The sequence below is a fragment of the Streptomyces sp. NPDC047869 genome, from assembly GCF_040704065.1.
In the GTDB taxonomy this organism is placed as follows: domain Bacteria; phylum Actinomycetota; class Actinomycetes; order Streptomycetales; family Streptomycetaceae; genus Streptomyces.
Map to the genome: position 1 here is coordinate 30065 of NZ_JBEYRK010000017.1, position 20478 is coordinate 50542.

11 protein-coding genes are annotated in these 20478 nt (G+C 74.3%); 7 read left to right on the top strand and 4 right to left on the bottom strand.

The genetic code is table 11. The annotated features are described in order from the left end of the window. Positions 1 to 16: 16 nt before the first annotated feature. Both AB0924_RS22155 and AB0924_RS22160 read right to left on the bottom strand, forming a co-directional pair. Positions 17 to 1132: an acyl-CoA dehydrogenase family protein gene (locus AB0924_RS22155; RefSeq protein ID WP_366912272.1), complete on the bottom strand. Its 1116-nt coding sequence runs from the start codon at positions 1130 to 1132 to the stop codon at positions 17 to 19. Continuing rightward, entirely contained in the window at positions 1129 to 5655 is a 4527-nt protein-coding gene (locus AB0924_RS22160) for an amino acid adenylation domain-containing protein (protein ID WP_366912273.1), read from the bottom strand. Before AB0924_RS22160 ends, AB0924_RS22155 begins: the two co-directional genes overlap by 4 nt. A 165-nt stretch (positions 5656 to 5820) precedes the next feature. On the opposite strand from AB0924_RS22160, the gene AB0924_RS22165 reads away from it, so the two are divergent. Further along, complete coding sequence (locus AB0924_RS22165) at positions 5821 to 6336, top strand: GNAT family N-acetyltransferase (protein ID WP_366912274.1); 516 nt, start codon at positions 5821 to 5823, stop codon at positions 6334 to 6336. A gap of 19 nt (positions 6337 to 6355) precedes the next feature. Here the strand turns inward: AB0924_RS22165 and AB0924_RS22170 are convergent, their stop codons facing one another. Both AB0924_RS22170 and AB0924_RS22175 read right to left on the bottom strand, forming a co-directional pair. Beyond that, complete coding sequence (locus AB0924_RS22170) at positions 6356 to 6904, bottom strand: GNAT family protein (RefSeq protein WP_358938845.1); 549 nt, start codon at positions 6902 to 6904, stop codon at positions 6356 to 6358. A gap of 341 nt (positions 6905 to 7245) precedes the next feature. Continuing rightward, positions 7246 to 8241, bottom strand: coding sequence for a helix-turn-helix transcriptional regulator (locus AB0924_RS22175; protein WP_366912276.1), 996 nt, complete (start codon positions 8239 to 8241; stop codon positions 7246 to 7248). A 443-nt stretch (positions 8242 to 8684) separates the two neighbouring features. On the opposite strand from AB0924_RS22175, the gene AB0924_RS22180 reads away from it, so the two are divergent. The 6 genes from AB0924_RS22180 to AB0924_RS22205 all read left to right on the top strand — a co-directional run bounded on the left by AB0924_RS22180 (position 8685) and on the right by AB0924_RS22205 (position 20476). Then, positions 8685 to 10073, top strand: coding sequence for a 3-phosphoshikimate 1-carboxyvinyltransferase (locus AB0924_RS22180; RefSeq protein ID WP_366912277.1), 1389 nt, complete (start codon positions 8685 to 8687; stop codon positions 10071 to 10073). Further along, the gene (locus AB0924_RS22185) at positions 10070 to 11335 is read left to right on the top strand and encodes an aspartate aminotransferase family protein (protein WP_358938838.1); all 1266 of its coding nucleotides are present in this window, start codon (positions 10070 to 10072) and stop codon (positions 11333 to 11335) included. Before AB0924_RS22180 ends, AB0924_RS22185 begins: the two co-directional genes overlap by 4 nt. Further along, entirely contained in the window at positions 11332 to 12549 is a 1218-nt protein-coding gene (locus AB0924_RS22190; RefSeq protein WP_366912278.1) for a Coenzyme F420 hydrogenase/dehydrogenase, beta subunit C-terminal domain, read from the top strand. The genes AB0924_RS22185 and AB0924_RS22190 overlap by 4 nt, the downstream gene beginning before the upstream one ends. Beyond that, the gene (locus tag AB0924_RS22195; protein ID WP_366912279.1) at positions 12549 to 13643 is read left to right on the top strand and encodes a 3-hydroxyacyl-CoA dehydrogenase NAD-binding domain-containing protein; all 1095 of its coding nucleotides are present in this window, start codon (positions 12549 to 12551) and stop codon (positions 13641 to 13643) included. Before AB0924_RS22190 ends, AB0924_RS22195 begins: the two co-directional genes overlap by 1 nt. 145 nt (positions 13644 to 13788) lie before the next feature. Continuing rightward, positions 13789 to 15762: a non-ribosomal peptide synthetase gene (locus tag AB0924_RS22200; protein ID WP_366912280.1), complete on the top strand. Its 1974-nt coding sequence runs from the start codon at positions 13789 to 13791 to the stop codon at positions 15760 to 15762. Then, a complete protein-coding gene (locus AB0924_RS22205) occupies positions 15755 to 20476 on the top strand; it encodes an SDR family oxidoreductase (protein WP_366912281.1) in 4722 nt (1573 codons plus the stop codon). The genes AB0924_RS22200 and AB0924_RS22205 overlap by 8 nt, the downstream gene beginning before the upstream one ends. Positions 20477 to 20478 lie beyond the last annotated feature (2 nt).

Sequence of the window (20478 nt, forward strand, 5' to 3'; positions counted from 1 at the left end):
GGCGGGGCGTGCGGTGTCACGCCAGCGTGAGCGGGCCGCCGGCGAGCCAGGAGTCGAGCCGTTCGCGCATCGAGATCTCGGACGGCGGGTGGAAGGCCAGCGCGCGGCTGGCGGCCAGCAGGTCGACGTTGCGGGTGCCGGTCACGAACGGGATGCCGCCGCCGAGTTCCAGTGCGCGGTCGGTGGCCTCCGCGATGGCCCGCTGCGTCGTGTACCGGACGAGCAGGGTGCGGCCGAGGAGGTGCTCGTCGCGGTGGCCGTCGTCCACCGCGCGGGCGAGCGACTCCAGCGCCGCGCACTGCGACTCCAGCGGTGCCAGGGCCGCCGCGCGGTCGCCGGCGGTGCCCCGCTTCTCGACGAAGAGCTGCTCCACCAGGCCGGTGGCGATACCGAGGTAGGAGGCGGTGATGAGGATCTGGAACCACAGCAGGTTCGAGGTGAAGGGCTCCGGGGTGAGCGCCGGGTCGCCCAGGCTGATGGCCATGGCGTCCGGCACGAACACCTCCTCCAGGATGACGGCGTCGCTCTCCGTGGCGCGCAGCACCGGGTTGCGCCAGAACGGCTGCCGGTGCACGCCGGGGGTGTCCGCGGGGATCATCAGGATCAGCAGCCTGCCTTCGTGGGGGCTGCCCGCCGGGGCAGTCGCCGACAGGGACAGCAGTCCCATGGAGCGGGCCAGCGAGCAGGGGCGCTTGGTGCCGGACACGAACAGTCCGCCGGGCGCCGTGGACACCTCGATGCCGGGGGTGAACAGGTTCCTGCCCACCTGTCCCTCCGCGCCGCACGAGGCGACGAGGTGGCGCCGGGCGGTGATGTCCCTGAGTACCGGGGCCGCCTCGGTGCCGAGGGCGTCGGCGAGCCAGGCCACCTTGTAGTGGTGCATGGTCGACGCCACGGCGAGCGAGGGCGCCCGGCTGCCGACGGCTCGTTGCAGCAGGACGCCGTCGTGACAGCTGAGGCCTGCGCCACCCATGGCCTCGGGGATGAGCAGATTGCCGCCGTCTGCCGCACGGAACGCCTCCAGCACGCCGCTGTCCGGGTCCTCGACGGCGGCTCCCCACTCGACGAGTCGGTCGTCGAATCCGGGCAGGGCGCGTTCCAGCAGCGCGCGTTCGGCTCTGAGAAGGTTCATCCCCGGGCTCCTTCGGGCAGTTCGGCGGCGTGGGCGGCCGCCGTGACCCGGCGGATCCGGTCGGCGAGCCGCAGGGCGGACTGTCCCCGTACGACGGAGTAGTGGTCTTCCGGGACGGTGAGCGTCTGCCGTGTCCGGCCCAGCACCTCGTCGAGCGGCAGCAGTCCGGGGAAGGCGTCACGTCGGGTGTGCTCGGCCCGGATCGACAGCCAGGCGGGGGACGGTGCGTCCGGCCGCGGCTCCGGCTGCCAGGGAGTCGGTGTGTGGCGTTCGAGGATCTCGGAGTTGTTGCGGTACACGGTGAACAGCCGGGCCAGCTCTGCCGGTTCCACGGGACGTTCCAGGACGTCGGCGGCCAGCAGGGCGTCGTGGGCCGCCCGCAGCCGTTCGCTGTCGGGGGCGTCCGGCCGGGCGGCGGGCAGGTGGGCGGTGATGTCTCCGCGTCCGGTCAGGTCGCCGAAGAACCCGGCCAGCCGGGTGTCCAGGGCCTGGGTGCAGCCGTCGGGGCGGCCGACGAAGGCGTCGACCGTCGTCAGCGAGGTCACCGGTCGGCCCTCCTGCTCCAGCAGCACCGCCGTGTGCAGGGCGACGGTGCCGCCCATCGACCAGCCGACGAGGTGCAGCGGTCCCTCGGGCAGCCGCTCCAGCAGGGTGCGGGCGTAGTGCTTCGCCATGGTGGCGAGGCCGCCGGCGAGTTCCTCGCCCTGGTGCAGTCCGGCGGCCCGCAGGCCGTGCAGCGAGACGCGGGCCGTGGTGTCGGGGCAGGCCTCGACGGCCGCGAGGACCTCCCGGTAGCACAGGACGTCGCCGCCGACCGGGTGGACCAGCACCACGTGTTGCGCACCGCTGCCGCCGAAGCCGACCAGCGGCCCGGTGTCGTCGCCCGGTGTCCGCGCGTCCGCGATGCCGCCGGTGGTGAGCAGCGCGGCCTGGGCGCGTACGGTCCGGTTGCGGAACAGCGACGCCAGCGGCAGTCTGCGCCCGAAGTCGGTCTCGATGCTGCGGAAGAGCCGTACGGCTGTCAGCGAGTTGCCGCCGCACGCGAAGAAGTCGTCCTGCACACCGCGTACGGACTCACCGAGCAGTTCCCGCCACAGCCGCAGCAGCCGGGACTCCTGCTCGGTCGCGGGCGGTTCGGCGCTCGGCGCGGTCGCCGTGCCGGCGCCGCCGGTGCCCGCGGGCGCCTGCCGTGCCGTGTCGGCGAGCAGGGCGAGCAGGGCTTTGCGGTCCACCTTGCCGTTGCCGCTCAGCGGCAGTTCGGGGATGTCCAGTACGGCCGCCGGGACCATGTACGCGGGCAGGACCCGGGAGAGTTCCGTGCGCAATGCCTCCTCGTCGTGGGCCCGTACGGCGCCGGGCGCCGTGCCGGGCTCGGGGTCCGCGGCCGCGGACCCGCGGGTCACGAACGCGGCGAGAAACGGCTCACCCGCGGCGGTGTCGACCAGGGCGACCGCCGTGCGGATGCCCGGAAGTTTGGCCAACACGGCCTCGATCTCGCCCAGTTCGACCCGATAACCGTTGATCTTGACCTGGTGGTCGGCCCGGCCGAGGAATTCCAGGATCCCGCCGGGCCGATATCGGGCGCGGTCCCCGGTGCGGTACAGCCGCTCCCCCGTCCCGGGGTGGTGGACGAACGAGGCGGCGGTGCGTTCCGGGTCGTTGAGGTACGCGGTGGCCAGGCCGGCCCCGCCGATGTAGAGATCGCCCGGCACCCAGGTGGGCACGTCGGCCATGGCCGCGTCGAGGACGTGCATCGTCTGGTTGGCGAGCGGGGTGCCGTAGGGCACGCTCTGCCAGTCGGCGGGCAACTCTGCGGCGGGGAACCAGTTCGACCAGATCGACGCCTCCGTGGCGCCGCCCATCGCGATGACCTCGGCGCCAGGGCAGACATCGGCGAGGCGTTCGACGAGCGCCGGGGGCACCCAGTCGCCGCTGAGCATGATCAGGCGCAGGGAGGCGAGGAGTTCGCGGGCCTGCTCGCCGAAGTACTCCAGGGTGAGCGCCAGCAGGGCGGGCACCGAGTTCCACACGGTGACGCCGTGCCGGTGCACGGTCTCGGCCCATGCCTGCGGGTCGGGGTGCGCGCTGTCCGGCGGGCAGACCACGGTGCCGCCGCAGCCGAGCAGCGCGAACTGGTCGAACACCGACAGGTCGAAGGCCAGCGAGGAGACGGCGAGCACCTTGTCACGGGGCGTCAGACGGAATCGTTCGGTGAGATCGCGCAGGGTGTTGACGGCCGCGCGGTGGGCGATGACGACGCCCTTGGGGGTGCCGGTGGAGCCCGAGGTGTAGATGACGTAGGCGGTACGGCCGAGCGGGCCGCCGATGCCGTCGGGGGACCCGGCGTCGTCGGGACCGAGGGGGCTGCCGACGTCGTCGGGGGCCGCGACAGGGAGGAGGTGCACGCCGTCGGGCAGGGCGGCGTCGCTCTGCGGCCACGGGTCGCCGATGAGCGCGTGGGCGCCGCTGTGCTCCAGCACGGTGCGGACGCGGGCCGCCGGCCAGGACGGGTCGACGGGAACGTACGCGCCTCCCGCGCGCAGCACGGCCAGTACGGCGATCGACTGGGCGCGCCCACGGGGCACCCGGACCGCGACGAGGTCCGGCCGCCCGGGGTCCCGGCCCACGCCCAGGTCGCGCAACCGGTGCGCGAGGGCCGCCGAGGCGGCGTCGAGCGCGGCCCGGTCGAGGGTGCCCTCGGCGTCCTGGACGGCGGGGCTGTCGGGGGCCGTGCGGCAGGACCGCAGGACGAAGTCGTGCAGTTCGCCGGTGGGCAGTTCGGTGACGGTGTCGTTGGCCTGCCGGCGCGGGGCGAGCCGGTCGGCGGGGAGTGGGGCGGCGCCCGGGCGGGTCCAGTTCTCGGGGGCCGCAGCCAGGGCGGCCAGCCGCTCGGCGTGCCAGGCGGCGAGGTCCTCGATCATGCGGGGTGGATAGGCGCTGTCGGCGTAGTCGAAGTTGCACACGAGCTCGCCGTTCTCCTCGTAGACCTGGTGGTCGAGGAGGATCTGCGGGGTGCTGATGGAACTGTGCGCCAGCTCGGCTCCCGGCAGCGGCAGCAGGAAGCCACCGGGGGCGCCGTCGACGAGGTCGAGGCCGCTGGTGAAGACCACGGGGGCCGGGCTGCCGGTGCCGGAAGTGCGGCCCCGCAGGAGCCGGCTCGCCTCGACGCCGGACACCTCCAGGGCGGCCAGGTCGGCGTACAGGCCGCCCTGCAGCGCCCGGCAGCGGTCGGCGAACGCCTGCTCGGGCCGGGCAGGTCCGTAGCCGACCAGCACGGTTGTGCTGGCGTTGCCCCAGACGTGGGGCATCTCGGGGTGGCTGCCGGGGCGGTGTGCGGCGAGCACCGTGAGCAGGCCCGCGGCACCGTCAGACCAGCGGTGCAGACAGTCGACGAAGAGGCCGAACAGGGCGGTGCCGGTGGGGAGTCCGGCGGCCGCGGAGTGAGCGCGCAGACGGGCCCAGGTGGCCGCGTCCAGGCGGTTGGAGAGACGGCGCAGGGGGGCGCCGGCAGCGTCCGGGGCGGCCGGGGCCGGCTGCTCGGCGGCCTCGGTGGCGTCGGACGCCGGCTGCGGGGCGGGGGCCGGGGTGCGCAGGGGCAGCGGCGGGGCCGGGGGCAGTTCGCCGGTGCGGCGCTCCCAGTAGCGGCGGGCCGCGTGGTGGGCCTCCGTGGTGCGGCGTTCCTCGAGGCCGGCGACGTAGTCGCGGAAGGAGAGCGAGAGGGTGCGCGGCAGATAGTCGGGGTCGGCGCAACATCGGGCCAGCTCCGTGAAGAAGAGCTGGGTGGTGACGCCGTCGAAGGCGATCAGCCGCAGCGCGATCTGGAGCCGGACGGTGCCGTCGGGCAGCGTGATGTGCCGGAGCAGGAACGGACGCCCGGCGGTGTACGGGGGCAGGTCCGCGGCGAGTCTCGCACGCAGCGCGAGGAGTTCGGCCTCGGCCGCCGCCTGGGACAGGGCACTCAGATCGCGGCGGTCGACCAGCGCGGTGCCTGTGTCCTGCGCGTCCGCCGTGTCCGCCGCGTCCGCCGTGTCTTCCTCGGCCGCCGTGTCTTCCTCGGCCGGCAGTATCCGCTGGGTGCCGTCGGGGAACACGGCCAGCCGCAGCGCGCCATGGGCGCGGCGCAGCAGCCCGAGGGCCGCGTCGAGGGCGTCCGGGTCCGGGGGCGCGTCGGCCGGGAACAGGTACTCGTGGACGAACACGGCGGGTGCCGGGTGGTCGTAGAAGTCCTGTTCACCGACGAGATACGCCTGCTGCAGGTCGGTCAGCGGGAAGGGCCTGCCGGCCGCGTCCGCGTCGGCCGTGAAGGCCCAGGTGTCCTCGCCCTGCCCGTCGCTCCGCTCGGCCTCCGCGCGCAGCAGTTCGACAAGTTCGTCGCGGCAGGCTCGTACGTCCCGGCGCAGTTCCTCGGTGAGCGCCCCGGGCGGTGCCGAGTAGCGCAGCGCGCCGTCCTCCAGAAAGAGCACGAATCCCGCGGAGTGCAGCCGGTCACGGACGTCGGCTGCTGCGGAGAGTGAGCCTGGCATATTTCTGCTCCATGACCGTCGAGGAAAAACAAGGGAATTCTGCCGACCCGGCGGCGGTTTCGTACAGGGCTCTTCACTGGCCGCCAGCGGACACGGCCGCACACGGAACCACCCCGGACCGCCCGGGGCTCGGCCGGAGTAAGCCTGCGTGTTAGCATCCGGCTCATGTCAGAAATTGAATTCAGGGACATGCGAATCCGTTCGCCGCACGCCGACGACCAGGCGCGGGTGCTGCGTGTACTCGACGACTGGTGGGGGGAGTTCGAGGGCAGCGCGGGGAGTGTGCAGCGCGCACTGCTGTTGCCTCGCCTTTTCTTTCAGCACTTCACCACGAGCAGCTTCATCGCCGAGCGGGACGCCACCATGACCGGATTCCTCATCGGATTCCTGTCGCAGTCGACGCCCGAGGAAAGCTATATCCATTTCGTGGGTGTGGCCCCGGGAGAACAGGGAAGCGGCCTCGGTCGATTCCTTTACGAGCGGTTCTTCGAATACAGCAGGGCGCACGGGCGCAGCGTGGTGCGGGCCATCACGTCCGCCGGGAATTCCGGGTCGTACGCATTCCACACCCGAATGGGATTCACCGCGGAACCGGGTCCGGCCGAGTTCGAGGGCCGTCCGGTCCAGCCCGACTACGACGGCCCCGGCCTGGACCGGGTCAGCTTCGTCCGGCGCATCTGAGGCAGTGGGGTCGGTCGAGTCAGTCCCGCAGTCCGGGGTGGACCATGCCGAGGATCGCGGTGTCGTGGCGGACGCCCTTGACGTCCTCGTAGGCGCGCAGCACGCCCTCGTGGACGAACCCGGCGGCCTGCATGGCCCGCCGGCCCACGGTGTTGCCGCTCAGGCACAGCGCCGCGATCCGCAGCAGGCCGAGCTCGCGAAAGCCCCAGTCGGTGAGCAGGGAGATGGCGCGTCGCCCGACACCGCGCCCGCGGGAGGCGGCGGCCAGCCAGATGCCGAGTTCGGCCCGGCGCTGCGTGAGGTCGGCGTCGTGCAGGCCGACCCACCCGAGCACTTCGGAGTCGTCGTCCCGGTCGGTGACGACCAGGTCGATCGTGCCGGCCCGCTCCTGCCCCTCGATCCAGGCCCGGGCGTCCGCCTCGGTGAACGGCGCCGGGAACGGCGTCCAGCGCGCCACCTCCGGATCGTCACCGGCCCGGGCCACGGCCGCGGCGTCGGCCGGGCGCATCGGCCGGAGCAGGACGACCCCGTCGGTCAGCGGTGGGACGCCGAGCGGTGCGCGGGACACGCCGGGCGCGGCGCGTATGACAGGCGGTGCATCGGGGGGCTGAGCGGCCATCGGTTCCCTCGTCGTCGGCGGTGGGGCATGCGGCGGCCCGCGGTCAGGGAGGGACGCGGACAGCGCCGTCAATCCAACGGCACCGACCTCCCGAAGTCCACGCCCGACGCTGTCCGGCAACGGCCAGCGCCGGAAGCGGCCAGCGCCGGGAGCGGTCAGCGCCGGGAGCGGTCAGCGCCGGCACCCGCCCCGGCCCCCTCGGGCGCCTCGCAGGGCGCACGGGCGCGGGGCACCGCGTCGTCGGTCACGCCGACCACGAGCAGCGCAGGACGGTCGACGCCCCGGAACAGTCACCCACCCCGCACGCCCACACCCGCTCCGGACCCCTCGGGCGCCTCGCAGGGCTGCGTCTCGATCAGCGACAGCGTCGCTGCCCGGACACCGGCCTCGAAGCGGCTGCGGGCGCCGATCTTCTCGAGGATGACCGTGGTCATGCGGCGGAGCGTGCGTGGGGAGACGCCGAGGGCGCGGGCCACCGCGTCGTCGGTCGCGCCGACCGCGAGCAGGCGCAGTACCGTGCGCTCCCGCTCGGACAGTTCCACCTCCTGGCCGGTGTTCTTGGGCTCGGAGAGGGGTTTGGCGTTGAGCCAGCAGTGGTCGAAGGCCTGCCGGAGCAGCCAGCACACCTCCTCCCCCGTCACCTCCAGGGCCGTCATCACCGAGCCCCGAGCGGGCCGGGAGACATAGGCACGCACCCCGTCGACGAGGATCATCCGGAACGGCAGGACCGGCGTCATGCGCACCTGACAGCCGGATTCCTTCAGGGCCTGGAGGTGGGCCTGGGCGTAGGGCATCCGCGTCATGGACTCCAGGTGGATCGAGCGCATGGCGACGCCCCGGTCGAGCACCGCTCGGTTGGGTTCACGGCTGGCTTCCAGTGCCTCCCTGGGCAGCGGGGATCCGGCGTGCATGCTCAGGATCTCCTTGCCCGCGCTGACCGACACGCCGTCGAGCGCCTTGGCGATGCGCTCCTGCCCGGTCAGCACCTCGATCCGGGTGTCGCTGCTGGCGCGCGCCTGCAGCAGGGGCAGGTTCGAGGCCAGGGTGGACAGGGTCGAACGCCGTTCCCGCAGCTCGGAGCTGCGGCTGCGGGAGCTCTCCTCCTCCATCGCCAGCAACCGGGCGACGGCCGCCTCGGGCGCGACCGGCGCGAAGCCGCCCCCTCCCGCGGTCACCTGCAGCAGACCGGCCTCCACCAGCGTGTGCGTGGCCAGCTGGAAGTCGATCTCGGAGAGCTCTAGTCGCTGTCTTGCCCGCTCCGGTGTCCAGTCCGGGTCACTGATCATGTATCGGAACAGCTCCTGCGCACGAGCATGGGCGTCTCGCACCTGGATCCTCCCCCCACGACGGTTCCCCAGGCTTCCCTGGCTTGACTGCGCACTCATACATGTGCACGTTGCACCATCTTCACGCCAGTGAACCAGAGGCTGTCCGGTTCGGGCCACGACATGGGCTGGCCACAGATATCCCATGTCCCGGGCCGTCGCGGCGTGGCACTGTGAACACGGCCCGGTCGACCCCGGCCCCCGAGGCGCGATGACCGGCGGCAGCGACGATGCTCCGCCCGCACGGCCGCTTCTCGTCTCTCTCTTCCCCCCCGCCCGGCTCCACCGCCACCGCGCCCGACGCCCCGTCACAGCGTTGCCGTTCCACCAACTGCCTCCCGGCGGCCCCGGCCACCGGGAAAGAGGAGTGCCCAGTGCCCGAGGTTCAGCAATTCGCCATGCCGATGACCTCATCTGCGGACCTCACGGTGGACGGCGGCCGGACTGCGGGCGTGAGCGATCCGCTCACCGTCACCGTGGCCGGGGACAAGTCGGTCAGCCACCGGGCCCTGCTCGCCGCCCTGCTGCCCGGCGCCCCCGAACTGCTCACCGTGCACCGGGCCAACCTCGGCGGCGCGGTCCGCGCCCTGCTCCCGGCGATGCGGGCGCTCGGCGTGGCGGTCGACGTCCGCGGCGACACCCTCGTCGTACGCCGTGGCGCCGACCCCGTACCCCAGCCGGTGCGGCCGCACTCCGGTGTCGTCGCCTGGCCCGAGGACGCCCCTTACCTGCAGACGGAGGGCTCCAGTGCCGCCGCCCGGCTGCTGCTGGGCATCCTCGCGGGCACCGGGGTGCGGGCCGTGGTCGACGGCGACGAGGTGCTGCGGCACCGGCCGATGGACTGGCTGGTGGACCCGCTGCGCGTGCTCGGCGCGGACATCGCATACCTGGGCGAGCCGGGCCGGCTGCCGGTGCTGGTCGCCGGGCCCGTCCACCGCCCCGGGACGGTGGATCTCGCCGTGGGCAGCGCCCAGGCCCGCTCGGGGGTGCTGCTGGCGGCGGTGGCGGCCGGGCTGCCGGTGGCGCTGCGCCATCCGGTGCGCTCCCGCGACCACACCGAGCGGATGCTGGCCGCGTTCGGGGCACGGCTGACCGAGTCCGAGGGCGAGGTCGCCCACGAGGGCGGCGACTGCGTCGTACCGCCCGTGGTCGACGTGCCCGCGGACCCCTCGCTGGCCGTGTACCCGGTCGCCGCCCACCTTCTGTGGGGCCACGGCGGTGAGCTGCGCGTCCCGGACGTCTGCCTCAACCCGACCCGGCTGGGCTTCTTCGACGTGCTGCGGACCGCCGGAGCGGACATCTCCTACGAGGGGCGCGGCACCACCACCGGGGGTGAGCCGGTCGGCACCCTGGTGGCCCGCGGTGGACTCGGGCGCGTCCGGCGCGTACGGGTCGACGAACCCGCCGTGCTGCACGCCCTGATCGACGAGGTGCCGCTGCTCGCGGCGGTCGCGGCCACCCTGCCCGGCGAGTCGTGGATCGGCTGCGCCGAGGAGCTGCGGTTCAAGGAGACCGACCGGATCGCCACCACCGCCGGGATGCTCGAGGCCTTCGGCGCCGATGTGGCGGCGGTCGACGACGGGCTGCTGATCCGCGGCGGCGCACCGCTGCGCACCGGTGAGGTGCCCGCCTTCGAGGACCACCGGATTGCCATGGCCGCCGCCACGCTCGCGATGAGCCTGCCCGGCCGCACGACCGTCTCCGGCGGCGCCTGCCATCGAACCTCTTTTCCGGACTTCGCCGACGTGCAGCGTGCCGTCGGCGCCAGGATCTGCGAGGACACCACCTCATGACCGAAGTGAAGGCCGCCTCGCCCGAGGCCCGCTCCACCGGCACCGTGCTGGGACCGGAGTTCGTCCAGGGCGCCGGGCCGTGGCTGTACGCCGAGGACGGCACCGCCTGGTTCGACGGGACCGCGGGCAGTGGCGCGGTGACCCTGGGCCACCAGCACCCCGCCGTCACGGCGGCGGCCGTGGCGCAGCTGGGCCGACTCACGGCGACCGGCTGCAAGCTCGGCTCCGACGCCCGCCGGCGGATGACGGCGCGGCTGGCGCGGCTCAGCCCGTACCGCGACCCCGCGGTGCTGCCCACCGCGACCGGCGCCGAGGCGGTGGAGTCCGCGCTGAAGATCGCCCGCGCGGCCACCGGCCACCGTGGCGTGGTCGCCTTCCGGCACGGGTACCACGGCAAGACCGCCGGGGCGCTGGCGCTGACCTGGCGCCCGGAGTTCAAGCCGTACAGCGCGCTGCCGGACGGCGAGGTCGGCACCGCCGAACTCCCCGACCCACGCCACCCGCGCCCGGACGACGGCGAGCGCCTGCGCGCCTCACTGACGGCCGCGCTGGACGCCTCGGACGCACGGGGCGGTACGGCGGCCGTGGTGCTGGAACCCGTCCAGGTGACCGAGGGGGTGCTGGCCGTGGCACCCGCGGTGCTCGACGAGATAGCCCTGCAGGCGCACGCCCGCGGCGCGCTGCTCGTGCTGGACGAGATCTACACCGGGCTCGGCCGGGCCGGACGGCTGTTCACGGCCGAGCTGATGGCCGAGCGGCCCGATCTGACGCTGGTCGGCAAGACGCTGGGCAACGGCTTCCCGGTCGCCGCGGTCGTGGGCGAGCGGGAGATCGTCGACGCGCTGCCGCCCGGCGTGCAGACGTCCACCTTCTCGGGGCAGCCGGTGTCCTGCGCGGCCGCGGCCGCCGTACTGGAGACCGTCGAGGCCGAGGACCTGCCGGCCAGGGCGCGGGCGCTGGGTGCCCGGCTCGCCGACGACCTGGCGGCGCTGTCCCTGCGCCACTCGTGGATGGCGTCCGTCCGCACCGTCGGCGCGCTGGCCGCCTTCGACTGCGTACGGGACTCGGCGCCCGACCCCGCACTGGCGCGGGCCGTGACCGGTGCCGCCCTGCGCGGCCGGCTGCTGCTGTTCGGCGGCGGCCCGGAGGGGGCGACCGTGAAGATCGTGCCGCCCGCGCTGCTGACCGAGGACGACTACCGGTATCTGGTGGACGGGCTGGCCGCCGCGCTCGACACCGCCGGGCGGGGGGAGCCGGCATGACGTACCGACAGCTGGCCAAGGACGTACTCGAACAGGGCCTGTGCACCGCGTGCGGGGCCTGTGAACTGGCCTGCCCGCCAGGGGTGATCGGGTTCGACGGGCTCGACCCGGTGCTCACCGTCGCCTCCTGGACCGAGACCGACTGCGGTGCCTGCGGCGACTGCCTCGACGTCTGCCCCGGCAGCGACCCGGCGACTCCCGACGCGGAGCTGCGGCTATTCGGGCGCACCCGGACCCCCGAGGAACGCTGGACCGGCATCTTCACCGAGGTCGTCGCGGGCCACTCGCTCGACCCGGCCGTCTTCGAGGCGTCCGCGAGCGGCGGCACCCTGACCGCGCTGCTGCAGACGGCGCTGACGGCCCTCGACGTGGACGTGGTGCTCTCCATGGGGCGCGACGCGGACGAGCCGTGGCGGGCGGCACCCGCGCTGATCAGGGATCCGGCGCGGCTGACCGAGACCGCCCAGTCGACGTACCAACTGGCGCCGTATCTCGGCATGTTGCGCCAGGTCATGCTCGACGAGCCGGAGGCCCGGGTCGCCATGACCGGCGTGGCCTGCCACATCCAGGCGCTGCGCAAGCTGCAGGCGATGGACACCCCGGCCGGCCGCTGGGCCGGGGAGCGGGTGGTGCTGGCGATCGAGCCCGCCTGTTCCTCCAGCACCCGGCCGGAGGGCACGGCGGCGGTGATCCGCGAGCGTGCCCAGGTGCCGCTGGAGTCGGTGGTCCGGCTGCGCTACCGCGAGGGCGACTACCCGGGCGACATCAGTGTCCGCACCGCCGACGGGGCCGAGCACCGGGTGGCGTTCTGGCAGGCCGTACGGGACTTCGCCGCCAACAAGACCTACCGTTGTCTGTCCTGCGGCGACTGGATGTCCGGCCTCGCCGACGTCAGCGTCAGCGACGGCGACCCGAACATCTTCTCCGCGAGCGTCGAGGGCGGCCGGGACCTCAAGCACGGCCGGGTCTTCATCCGCACCGAGGCCGGCGCGCGGGCGGTCGCCGAGGGCCGGGCGAACGAGCTGCTCACCCACAGCCCCGTGGAGCTGGCCGGCCTCAACCTGGGCCTGGAGCGCAAACGCAACCGCCGTGCCACGTACGAGCGTTCGGGCGGCCCCACCCCGGCCGGGCCGATCCCCGGTTTCCGTGAAGAGCTGGAGATCATCCCGGACGACCGCTGGATCGCGGCGCCCGGCACGGAGGGGGGCCGGTGATGGCGACCGCCCACGACACGGTTCACGACTCGGCCGCCGAGGTCCTGACCACCCGCAGGCTGGTCGCGGCCGGATCGCCCCTCCCCCTCACCGAGGAGGTGGCCTGTCCGCCACCCGGCCGGGGCGAGCTGCGGATCCGGGCCCGCTGGAGCCTGGTCAGCCCGGGCACCGAGCTGCACTATCTGGACCGTTCCGCGCGCACCGGTGAGCGCTTCCCACTCGGCTACTGCTCGGTGGGGACCGTGGAGGCCGTCGGCACGGACGTACCCGGTTTCGCGGCCGGGGACCTCGTCATCGCCATGGGCTGGGGCGAGGCCGTGCACGCCGGGGTGGTCACCGTGCCGTACCGGCTGTGCCGCCGGGTGCCGCAGGGGGTGGACGCCGCCGACGCGGTGGTCGCCAACCTCGGCGCCACCGCCGTGCACGCCGTGGACCGGGCGGGGCTGAAGTCCGAGGACGAGGTGGCCGTCGTAGGGGCCGGGATGGTCGGGCAGCTGGTCGCGCAGACCGTCGCCGCCCGGGGCAACCGGGTCACCCTGCTCGACCTCAGGCCGGACCGGCTGCACGCGGCGGCCGAACTCGGCCTCGCGGTCGCCGAGGGCCCGTCGTTCCTCGCTCGCACCGAGGCGGCCGCGGGGAGGGGCGGCCGCTGTGTGCTGCTGTGCGGTACCGGGGACGCCGACGACACGGTCGCCGCGGCGGCCCGCTGGACGAGCCGGGCGCCAGGACGTCCGCGGCTGGTCGGCGTGGGCCGCTTCTCGGCCCGCATCGACTTCAGCGTCGAACTGGGCAACCTCGACATCCGGTACGCGGCACGCTGCGGCGCCGGCTACCGGGACGCCTCGTACGCCCGCGGCCTGAGCGAGGTCACCCCACCGGCGGGCGAGTACACGGTCACCGAGAACCTCCAGCGGGCCCTGGACCTGATCGTCTCCGGCCGGATCCGCCCGGCCGCGATGCGGCTGCCCCGCGTCCCCTTCGACGAGGCCACCGACGCCTACGCCGAACTGCGCACACGCCCGGCCCACCCGACCACGCTCCTCGCCCACGCCGGCACCCCGTGCGACGCACCGAAGGAGCAGCCCGCACCGTGATCGGACGCAAGGACCCCGCATCCATCCCGCACGACGACCCGACCGCCGCGTGGCTGCACAGGCCGCCCGTCCGGCCGGCCCACCCGACCGTGCTCCTCTCCCGCGGCGCCACGGCTTGCGACGCACCGAAGGAACAGCCCGCGCCATGACTGACACAGCAATCCCCGTCCACGACCCGTACGAGGACCCGGCCGCCACCGGTCATGTGCCGTTCCCCGAGGCCGAACGGGCCGGGACGCTTGTGCACCGGTTCCTTCAGGTCGCCGCGGAGCACGCCGAGCGCGAGGCCGTCGTGACCCCCGAGGTCCGGTGGACGTACCGGGAGACCGCGGAGCTGTCCGCGCGGGTCGCCGGCGGGCTCGTGGCGGCGGGGCTGCGGCCCGGTGACCGGGTGGCGCTGTTGTTCTCGCACGGCGCGGAGATGATCGCCGCGCTGCTCGGTGCGTTGCGCGCGGGGCTGTCCTACGTCCCGTTGGACGCCGCCTATCCCGAGCGGCGGCTGGCGCACATGGCCGCCGACTCGGGCGCCTGCGCGGTGGTCACGGGCCGCGGAGGTGCGGGCCCGGTGGCCGAGGCCCTGGCCGCCGGGCGCCCGGTGCTGGCGTACGAGGATCTGGTGCGGCACGACCCCGACGACGGGGCGGCGCGCGCCGAGCCCGGGGCGGAGGCGTACGTGCTGTACACCTCCGGCTCCACCGGGCTGCCCCAGCCCGTCGCGCAGGTCCACCGCAACGTGCTGCACCACACCCGGGCCTGGACGGACGGGTTGCGCGTGGGGCCGTACGACCGGCTGACCCTGCAGTCCGCCTACAGCTGGGACTCGGCGGTCCAGGACACCTTCGCCGCGCTGCTGAACGGCGCCGCCCTGTACCCGGTCGACCTCAAGGCTCTCGGCGTCACGGGGCTGCTGGAGTGGATGGAGCGCGAGAGCCTCACCGTGTACCACTCGACGCTGCCCGTGTTCCGTTCGCTGGTGCGGGCCATGGAGGCGCGCGGCACCCGGCTGCCCGCGATGCGGATGCTGGCGCTGGGCGGGGACACGCTGCACCTGGCCGATCTCGCCGCGTGCCGCCGCGCGTTCGAGCCGCACTGCCGGGTCGCGGGCGCCTACGGCTCCACCGAGTGCTCGTGCGCGCTGCTGCGCGTCGCCGACCGGGACTACCGGCCGCCCACCGGGGTCTTCCCGCTGGGCTTCCCGGTGGCCGGGACCGCCGTCCGGCTGAGGGACGCCGACGGCCGCACCGTCGAGGGGCCGGGCGAGGGCGAGATCGTCGTGGAGAGCGCGTACCTGTCGCCGTCGGCCGTGGCGCCGGGCGCCGTGTACCGCACCGGTGACCTGGCCCGGCGGCTCGACGACGGCACGCTGGTGCTGATCGGACGCCGTGACTTCCAGGTGAAGATCTCCGGTATCCGGGTCGAGACCGGCGAGGTGGAGAGCGCGCTCAAGGAGTTGCCGCACCTGCGCGAGGCGGTCGTGATGCCGTTCACCGACCGGCTCGGCGAGCGGCAACTGGCCGCCCATGTGGTGGCCGAGCCCGGCCACCGGCCCCGGCCGGTGGAACTGCGGGCGGCACTGCGCGCGGTGCTGCCCGACCACGCCGTCCCCACCGCGTACGTCTTCCTGGACGAACTCCCGCTGACCGCCAACCACAAGATCGACCGGGCGGCGCTGCCGGACCCGGCGGCCGTCCGCCCGTCCGGCGCCGCGCTCGGAGGCGACACGCTGGAGGGCTCCGTCGCCGAGGTCTGGCGCGAGGTGCTGGACGGCGCCGACCCGGGCCCGGACGACAACTTCTTCGACCTGGGCGGTACGTCGCTGCGCATGGCGGCCGTCCACGAGCGGCTGACCCGCGCCCTCGCACCGCGGCTGCGGATGACCGACCTGTACCGGGCGCCGACCGTGCGCGCCCTGGCCCGGCTCATCCGGCAGACCACCACCGAGGGCCCCGACACCGTCGACCCCGACGCCGGCCACGACGCCGCCGCGGCCCGCGGTGCGCGGCGCCGCGCCGCCCGCCGGCGCCCACGCCGCACAGCCGCACCGCCCGCATCCACCCCGCAGCCCCTCCCGCCGCCGAGCGGGAGCCGAACCACCGCCCCTGGAGGGACTCGTGACTGACCGCCCGTACGACGAGACAGCCCACGAAGGCCGTATCGCCGTCGTCGGCATGGACTGCCGGCTGCCGGGGGCCCGGAACCACGCCGAGTTCTGGCGCGACCTGCTCGCCGGGACCGACCGGATCGCCGACGTGGACGAGGAGGCGCTGCTCGCCGCCGGAGTGCCCCGCGAACAGCTGGCCGACCCCCGCTATGTGCGCCGCGCCTCGGTGGTCGAGGACGCCGACCTGTTCGACGCGTCGTTCTTCTACCTCAGCGCGCGCGAGGCGGAGCGCATGGACCCGCAGCTGCGGCTGTTCCTGCAGTCCTCTTGGGGCGCGCTGGAGCACAGCGGACACGACTCCGAGCAGTACGCCGGCCGCATCGGCGTCTTCGCCGGCTCGCTGAGCAGCACCTACCTGCTCCACAACGTCCTGACCGGTGAGAATGGCTTCGGCGGATCCGTCCAGCGGCTGCGCCAGGACCTGCCGACGCTGATGGGCAACGACCCCAACTACCTGGCCACCCGCGTCTCCTACCACCTCAATCTCACCGGCCCGAGCATCTCGGTGCAGACGGCCTGCTCCACCTCGCTGGTCGCGGTGCACACCGCGGTGCAGAGCCTGCTGGGCGAGGAGTGCGACGTCGCACTCGCGGGCGGGGTGGCGCTGCGCTTCCCGCAGCAGGCCGGGTACGTCCATGAGACCGACGGCATCGCCTCGGCCTCGGGCACGGTCCGCCCGTTCGACGCGGGCGCCGACGGCACGGTGTTCGGCAACGGCGTCGGCGTCGTCGTACTCAAGCGGCTGTCCGACGCGCTCGCCGACGGCGACACCGTGTGGGCGGTGATCCGCGGCTCGGCGGTCGGCAACGACGGCGCCGACCGTGCCGGTTACTCCGCCCCGGGTGTGCGCGGTCAGGCCGCCGTCCTCGCCGAGGCCCTCGCGGTGGCCGGCGTGGACCCGGCCGAGGTCGGCTACCTGGAGGCGCACGGCACCGGCACCGCCATGGGCGACCCGATCGAGCTGACCGCCACGGCCCAGGTCTACGACACCGAGGGCGCTCCGCCGCTCACCATCGGCTCGGTGAAGGCCAACCTCGGTCATCTCAGCACCGCCGCCGGTGTGGTGGGCCTCATCAAGTGCGTGCTGATGCTGCACCACCGCACGCTCGTGCCGACCCCGCACTTCACCGAGTGGAACCCCGAGTGCCCGGTGGAGGGCACCCGGTTCCGGGTCGGCACCGCCGTCGAGCCCTGGCAGGACGAGCGGGGGCCCCTGCGCGCGGCCGTCACCTCCACCGGCATGGGCGGCACCACCGCACACGTGGTGTTGGAAGAGGCCCCCGTGGAGCCCACCGAGGAGCGGGTGCCCGCCGCGCCGGTCATGGTGCTGCCGGTCTCCGCGAAGTCACCGGCCGCGCTGGAGACGGCACGGGCCGCGCTCGCCGACCACCTGGAGGCGACCGCGCCGGAGGCGGACGGCCCGCTCGGCGACATCGCTCTGGAGGACGTCGCCCACACCCTGGCCACCGGCCGCCGTACCTTCAACTACCGGACCGTCATCACCGCTCCCGACCGGGCCACGGCCGTGCGGGCGCTGCGCAGCGGTGACCCGCGCCACGCCCACCAGGACTCCGGCCAGCCCGCCGAGCGCCCCGTCGTGCTGCTGTTCCCCGGCCAGGGCGCCCAGCACCCCGGGATGGGCCGGGGCTGGTACGAGCATCTGCCGGTCTACCGCGCCGCGTTCGACGAGTGCGCCGAGCTGCTGCTTCCGCAGCTGGGCCTGGACCTGCGGGAGGTGCTGTACGGGCAGGCCCCCGGCGGGCACGACCTGAACCGCACCCGGCTCACCCAGCCGGCCCTGTTCGCCGTCGAGTACTCCCTGGCTCGCCAATGGGAGTCCTGGGGCGTGCGCCCGTCGGCCCTCCTCGGCCACAGCGTCGGCGAGTACGTCGCCGCGACCCTCGCCGGGGTGTTCCGACTGCCGGACGCGCTGTGGGTGATCGCCGAGCGCGGCCGGCTGATGGACGAGCTGCCCGCGGGGGCGATGGCCGCCGTGATGCTGTCCCCCGAGGAGCTGGCCGGGCGGCTCGGCGACGAGGTGTCGCTGGCCGCCGTGAACGAGCCCGCCGTGTGCACCGTCGCCGGCCCGCGCGAGGCGGTCCGTAACCTGCTCGCCCGGCTCACCGCCGACGGTGTGGCCCACCGCAAGGTCGTCACCTCGCACGCCTTCCACTCCGCGATGATGGAGCCGGCCGTCGCCCCGTTCACCGAGCTGCTCCGCGGCATCGAACTGCGCCGCCCGCGCATCCCGTTCGTGTCCAACCGCACCGGTACCTGGATCCGCGACGAGGAGGCGACCGACCCGGCGTACTGGGCCGGCCAGCTGCGCGACACCGTCCGCTTCGCCGACGGTGTGAGCACCCTGCTGGCCCAGGGCGAGCAGCTCTTCCTGGAGGCCGGGCCGGGCCAGACCCTGGCCACGTTCACCCGCCGCCACCCCGGGCGGGAGACCGGCGTCCCGGTGATCGCCTCGGCGGCCCGCACCCGCGACCCCGAGGCCGATCTCACCGCCGTGCACGCCGCGCTGGGCCGGCTGTGGGCGGCCGGGCAGCCGGTGGACTGGCCGGGGCTGTACGCCGGGCGCGCCCGACGCCGGGTGCCGCTGCCGACGTACCCCTTCGAGGGCGTCCGCTACTGGGTGGAACCGGGCACCGCGGCGACCACGGGCACAGGTCCGGCCGCGAGCGGAAGTGTGCCCAAACTGCCGCTTGACGACTGGATGTCGGCGCCGGTGTGGCGGCCCGCCGTCGGCACCCCCGACACCTCGGCCGGACCGGTCGAGGAGCCGGTGCTGCTGTTCGCCGACCCCGACGGCACCGCCGGGCGCCTCGCCGGACACGCCTTCTCCGGCGAGGTGATCACCGTGCTGGCCGGGGACGGGTACCGGCGCGAAGGGGACGTGTGGACGGTGCGCCCGGCCTCCGAGGAGGACCACGCACGGCTCGTCGCCGAGCTGCTGGCCGCCGGCCGGCTGCCGCGGCGCGTCGTGCACGCCTGGTCGGTGGGCCCGTTGCCCGCCGAGCGCGGCATCGAGCGGTTCGAACAGGCCCAGCACCACGGCCTGTACAGCCTGATCGCCCTGGTGAAGGCGTTCAGCGAGCACGGGGTGACCGAGCCCGTGCAGCTGGACCTGGTCAGTGCGGGCGCGTACGCGGTCACGCCCGAGGAGCCGGAGCCGGCCGCCGAGCTGGTCACCCTGGCGGTGGCCGCCCGGGTCATCGGCCAGGAGCACGGCAACCTCGGCTCCCGCCACTTCGACCTGCCGGGCCGCCCCGACGAGCGGTCGCTGCACACGCTCGCCGCCGAACTGGCCGGCCACCGGAAGCCCGAGGTGGCCGTCGCGCTGCGCGGCGGCACCCGCTGGATCGCCGAGATGGCCCGCATCCGGGCCGACTGGGCGGCCGGCGGCACCTCCCGGCTGCGGCAGGAGGGCGTCTATCTGATCACCGGTGGTCTCGGGGAGATCGGCTCGACGATCGCGCGCTGGCTGCACCGCGAGTGCGGGGCCCGCCTGGCGCTGCTGACCCGGGACGCGCTGCCCGCCCGCGAGGCGTGGGACGACTGGCTCGCCGGCCACCCGGACGACGACGAGACCGCGCTGCGGATCGTGCGGCTGCGGGCGCTGGAGGCCGACGGCGCGGCTCCGTTCCTGGTCAACGCCGACGTCGCGGACGAGGGCGCGCTGCGGGCCGCGGTGGAGAAGGTCGAAGCCCAGTTCGGCCGGCTGGACGGTGTGGTGCACGCGGCGGGTCTGCCGAGCGAGCAGTGGGACCGGGCCATCACGGCCGCGAGCGTCGAGCAGTGCGGCTGGCACTTCGTCGCCAAGGCGCACGGCCAGATCGCCCTGGAGAAGGTGCTCGCCGACCACCCGGTCGACTTCTGTCTGATGCTGTCGTCGCTGGCCGGTGTGCTGGGCGGGCTACGGCTGCTCGGCTACGGCGCCGCCAACCACTTCATGGACGCTGCCGCCGAACGCGCCAACCGGGGCCTGGGGCACACCGTGTGGATCAGCGCCGCCTGGGACGTCTGGCAGCACCACCAGGACGAGAAGCGGGCGATCTCGGCAATCGGCCGCAGCATGGACGACAAGGCCATCCAGCCCGAGGAGGGCCTGGAGGTCATCCGCCGGCTGCTGACCCTGCGTGATGTCTCCCATGTCGCCGTCTCCACCTGGGACATCGACTACCGCCTCGACCAGTGGGTGCGCGACGAGCGCGTCTCACGGCCCACGGCGGGCGCCACGTCGTCGCCGCAGGCGGAGAGCGCCGGCGACCTGGACGACCAGGTCGCCCGGCTGGTGCGCGATCTGCTGGGCGAGGCGGACATGCCGCTGGACGGCGACATCTTCGAGTACGGCGGTGACTCGCTGCTGATCGTCCGGCTGCTGTCGGACATCCGTACGCACCTGTCGGTCGAGGTGCCGCTGGCCGATGTGCTCGGTGAGCCGACTCCGCGCGCGCTGGCCGCCCTCGTCCAGGAGCGCCTGGACGCGCGGGCGCAGGGCGACGACGGAGGGGAGCGGGGCCGGGACGCGGCCGAGCAGGACGCCGAAGTCGCAGCCCTCGCCGACGAGTTGACCGGCCTCGACGCCGCGGAACTGGAACGCCTGCTGGCGGCCGCCGAGACGGACCCGACGGCCGCGAACGACCCCGCCCAGGAAACGGAGCGCTGACG